This is a genomic window from Allochromatium palmeri (assembly GCF_009720725.1).
GTDB classification, from domain to species: Bacteria; Pseudomonadota; Gammaproteobacteria; order Chromatiales; family Chromatiaceae; genus Thermochromatium; species Thermochromatium palmeri.
Genome location: NZ_WNKT01000092.1, coordinates 1 through 4260, shown reverse-complemented (window position 1 = coordinate 4260; position 4260 = coordinate 1). Strand labels below are relative to the sequence as shown.

At 66.3% G+C, this 4260-nt stretch carries 1 protein-coding gene and 1 pseudogene; both read right to left on the bottom strand.

The window, feature by feature from the left end; translation table 11 throughout:
• A partial coding sequence (locus tag GJ668_RS19300; protein ID WP_281350276.1) for a beta strand repeat-containing protein occupies positions 1–3965 on the bottom strand: 3965 nt, incomplete at its 3' end.
• 160 nt (positions 3966–4125) lie between these two features.
• A pseudogene (locus GJ668_RS19295) lies at positions 4126–4260 on the bottom strand (ISKra4-like element ISTvi1 family transposase); the annotation flags it as partial.

Genomic DNA, 4260 nt, shown 5'->3' with positions numbered 1-4260 from the left:
AGGCTGTCGGCACCGTCCTTGCCGTCCAGGATGTCGCCGCCGTCGCCGCCTTCAAGGGTGTCGTTGCCCAGGCCGCCGCGCACGTCGTCGTTGCCGGCGTCACCGACAACACGGTCGTCGCCTGCCCCGCCAAGGACGAGGTCGTTACCTGCCCCACCAAAGACGCTGTCAGCGCCATCGTTGCCTCTCACGGTGTCGTCGCCGTCGCCGCCATCGAGGCTGTCGTTGCCCTCGCCACCGTCGAGGCTGTCGTTGCCGGCGCCGCCGATGAGGTCGTCGTTGCCGATCTCGCCGAGCAGGGTGTCGTCCGCGCTACCACCCAGCAAGCTGTCGTCGCCATTGCCGCCGGCCATGAAGCCGTCGCCACCCAGCAGGGTGTCGTTGCCATTGCCGCCTTCAACGGTGTCTTGACCGTCGCCGCCGTCGACGTAGTCGTCGCCGTCGCCGCCGATCAGACTGTCGGCGCCGTCGCCACCCAGCAGGCTGTCGTCGCCGCCGTTGCCGAGCAGGGTGTCGTTGCCGGCACTGCCAAGCAAGGTGTTGTTGTCGTCGTCGCCGATAATGCTGTCGTCGTCGTTGCCGCCGTCCATGAGCCCTTCGCCGTTGACCAGGGTGTCGTTGCCGTTGCCACCGTAGAGGCTGTCGTCGCCCTCCCCACCGTCGAGGTAGTCGTTGCCGTCGCCACCGTAGATCTCATCGTCGCCGCGATTGCCGTAGAGGCTGTCGTCGCTCGCGCCGCCGATGAGGCTGTCGTCGCCGTTGCCGCCGTCCATGAAGCCGGCGCCGCCGAGCATGGTGTCGTTGCCCTCGCCGCCTTCGACGGTGTCTTGACCGCTGCCGCCGTCGACGTAGTCGTTGCCGTCGCCGCCGACCAGGCTGTCGTCACCGTCGCCGCCGAACAAGCTATCGTCGCCGTCCATGCCATCGAGCGTGTCTTCACCGGTGCCGCCGTCGGCGTAGTCGTCGCCGAGGCCGCCGCGCATCTCGTCGTTGCCATCCTCCCCATACAGGGTGTCGTCGTCCTTGCCGCCCCCCATCGCGTCGTCGCCGTCGCCGCCGTAGAGCAAGTCATTGCCCAGGTTGCCGTTCATGGTGTCGTTGCCGGCACCGCCGTCGAGGGTGTCCTCGCCGGTGTAGCCGTAGAGTTGGTCGTTGCCGTCTTCGCCGAGAACGGCGTCGTTGCCGAAGCCGCCGTCGACGTAGTCGTCGCCGTTGCCGCCGCTCACGGTGTCGTTGTCGTCGTAGCCGTAGACGGAGTCGTCGCCGTCGCCGCCGATGATGACGTCGTCGCCGTCGTCGCCCCAGAGGCGGTCGTTGCCGTTGCCGTAATCGACCAGAATGTCGTTGCCGTAGCCGCCGTCGAGGCTGTTGTCGCCGGTGCCGATAATGGCCAGATAGTCTTCACCGTAGCCGCCGTTGAGGATGTCGCCACCGTCGGCAATTAGATAGTCATTACCCCAGCCGCCCTTGACGATGTCGTGGCCGCTTTGGCTGAAGACGGTATCCTTCCAGGCTGTGGGAGGTCCGCCGAACTCTAGCATGGCCAAATCGCCGCCGTAGAGGATTTCGTCGCCGTCGCCACCTTCGAGGCGGTCGTCGTCATTGCCGCCGATCAAGACGTTACCGTCGGCGCCGTCCTCGCCGCCGAACAGGGTGTCGCGGCCCTCGCCACCGTCGAGGGTGTTGTCGTCGCCGGAATACACACCCAAAGTGTCGTTACCCTCGCCCCCCAAGGCGAGGTTGTCTTCACCGTAATAGACGATGAGTGCGTCGTTGCCCTGACCGCCGTCGAGGGTGTTGTCCTCGCCGCCGGCAGCGACGTAGTCTTCGCCGCGCCCGCCCAAGAGGAGAGCGCCGCTGTCTTCGCCGACGATAGAGTCGTTGCCCAGGCCGCCGTCCAAGGTGTCGCCACCGCTCAGGGTGTCGTTGCCGTTACCACCACTGAAGAGCGAGTCGTCAGCGTCGTCGCCGTAGAGCAGGTCATTGCCGCTCAGGGTGTCGTCGTTGCCGGCGCCGCCGATCAGGACGTCGTCGTCGTCGCCGCCGAACAGGGTGTCGCTGCCGGCGCCGCCGACGAGGGAGTCCTCGCCCTCGTTACCCATGAGCCAGTCGTTGCCGCTGCCGCCCTCGAGGCTGTCGTTGCCCGCCGCACCATCCATGTAGTCGTTGTCGGCACCGCCGACGAGGCTGTCGTCGCCCAGGCCGCCCTCGAGGTGGTCTTCGCCGTCGCCGCCGTCGAGGGTGTCGTCGCCGTCTTCGCCATCGAGGGAGTCTTCGCCAGCGCCGCCGCTCAGAACGTCGTTGCCGTTGCCGCCGTCGAGGGTGTCGTCGCCGTCGCCGCCGTCGAGGCTGTCATCGCCATATTCGCCGTCGAGGGTGTCGTTGCCGTCGCCGCCAAGGAGGGTGTCGTCGCCGTCGTCGCCGTACAGGCTGTCGTTGCCCGTGCCGCCGTCGAGGTAGTCTTCGCCATTGTCGCCGTCGAGGTCGTCGTCGCCGTCGCCGCCATCGAGGCTGTCGTCGCCATAGCCGCCGTCGAGGGTGTCGTTGCCCGTGCCGCCGTCGAGGCTGTCATCGTCATCTTCGCCGTCGAGGTAGTCTTCGCCGTCTCCGCCTATGAGGTCGTCGTTGCCGTCGCCGCCGAGAAGCCTGTCGTCACCGTCGCCGCCGATCAGGTCATCGTTGCCGAGGCCGCCGATGAGGGTTTCGTCGGCGCCGTTGTTGCCGAGGATGCTGTCGTCGCCGTTGCCGCCGTCGAGGACGTGCAGGCCGTCGGGGCCGCGTTCGATGCCGGTGAGGGTGTCGTCGCCGTTGCCGGCGTAGGCGTAGTCGTTGCCGGCGCCGCCGTCGAGGTAGTCGTTGCCATCGCCGCCGATGAGGGTGTCGTTGCCCGCACCGCCGTCGAGGCTGTCATCGCTGTCAGCGCCCGCGCCGCCGTCGAGGCTGTCATCGCCGTTGCCGCCGTCGAGGATATCGTTGCCGCTACCGCCGTCGAGGGTGTCATCGCCAGCATCGCCGTACAGGGTATCGGCACCCGCGTAACCGTAGAGGTCATCGTTATTGTCGCCGCCGGCTAGGCTGTCGGCGCCCTCGTCGTTATCGCCGCCGAGGAGGGTGTCGTTGCCGAGCCCGCCGTAGATGGTGTCGTCGCCATTGCCGCCGTCAAGGAGGTCGCTGCCCGCACCGCCATCGAGATAGTCGTCACCGTTGCCACCTTCGAGACTGTCGATGAAGCCGGCACCGCCCTCGAGGGTATCGTTGCCCTCGCCGCCGATGAGATTGTCATCGCCATCGCCGCCGATGAGGCTGTCGTCATTGCCGCCGCCGTAGAGGCTGTCGTTGCCGTCGCCACCGTCGAGGCTGTCATCGCCGACGCCGCCGACGAGGCTGTCGTCACCGAGGCCGCCGATGAGGGTGTCGTTGCCGCCATTGATGGTGTCGTTGGCTTCACCGCCGATCAGGGTGTCGTCACCGTCACCGCCATAGAGGCTGTCGTCGTTTAAACCGCCGATCAGCCGATCGTCATCGTTACCGCCGTCGAGGGTGTCCTTGCCCGCACCGCCGACGAGGGTGTCGTTGGCCGCACCGCCGACGAGGCTGTCGTTGCCAGCGCCGCCGATGAGCGAGTCGTCGTCATTCTCGCCAAAGAGGTCGTCGTCATTCCCGCCGCCGATCAGGGTATCGTTGCCGTCGCCGCCGTAGAGCGTGTCGTCGCCGCTGAGACCGCCGCCGGTGGTGTCGTCACCGTAGATGAGGTCATCGTTGCCGTAGCCGTAGATGAGGTCGTCGCCGTTGCCGCCGATGAGGCTGTCGGCACCGCCCAGGGCGTTGATGGCATTGATGGTGTCGTTGTCGCCGTTGCCGAAGATCAGCCAAGGCCCGGATCCGCTGAGCGTGGTGGTACCATCGTAGTAGCCATCTTCGATGAGATTGGCGTCGTTGTTCCCGTAAATGGCAATTGCGGACATCGAAATTTCCTCTAAACAGTTGGGCTACGACACCAGCCGTGGCGGTGGGCACAGGCAGTTTTAGGCAAACATAGCTCGGAGTATAGATGGGCTCTTTACAGCGCGTCAACCGACCACTGGATCGAGGGTGCGACCATAACTGATGCGCGCCACGTCGTTGTCAGGCCGCTTGTTTAATCAGGTCTTGCCAATAGTCCTCCCAGTGGCCATTGACGCGGTTGAGGCGTAGCGCCAGCATGGCCTCGGCCTGCTCAAGGCGCCACCACGCCCCGGGACGCTTGAGACGTTGTTGAAC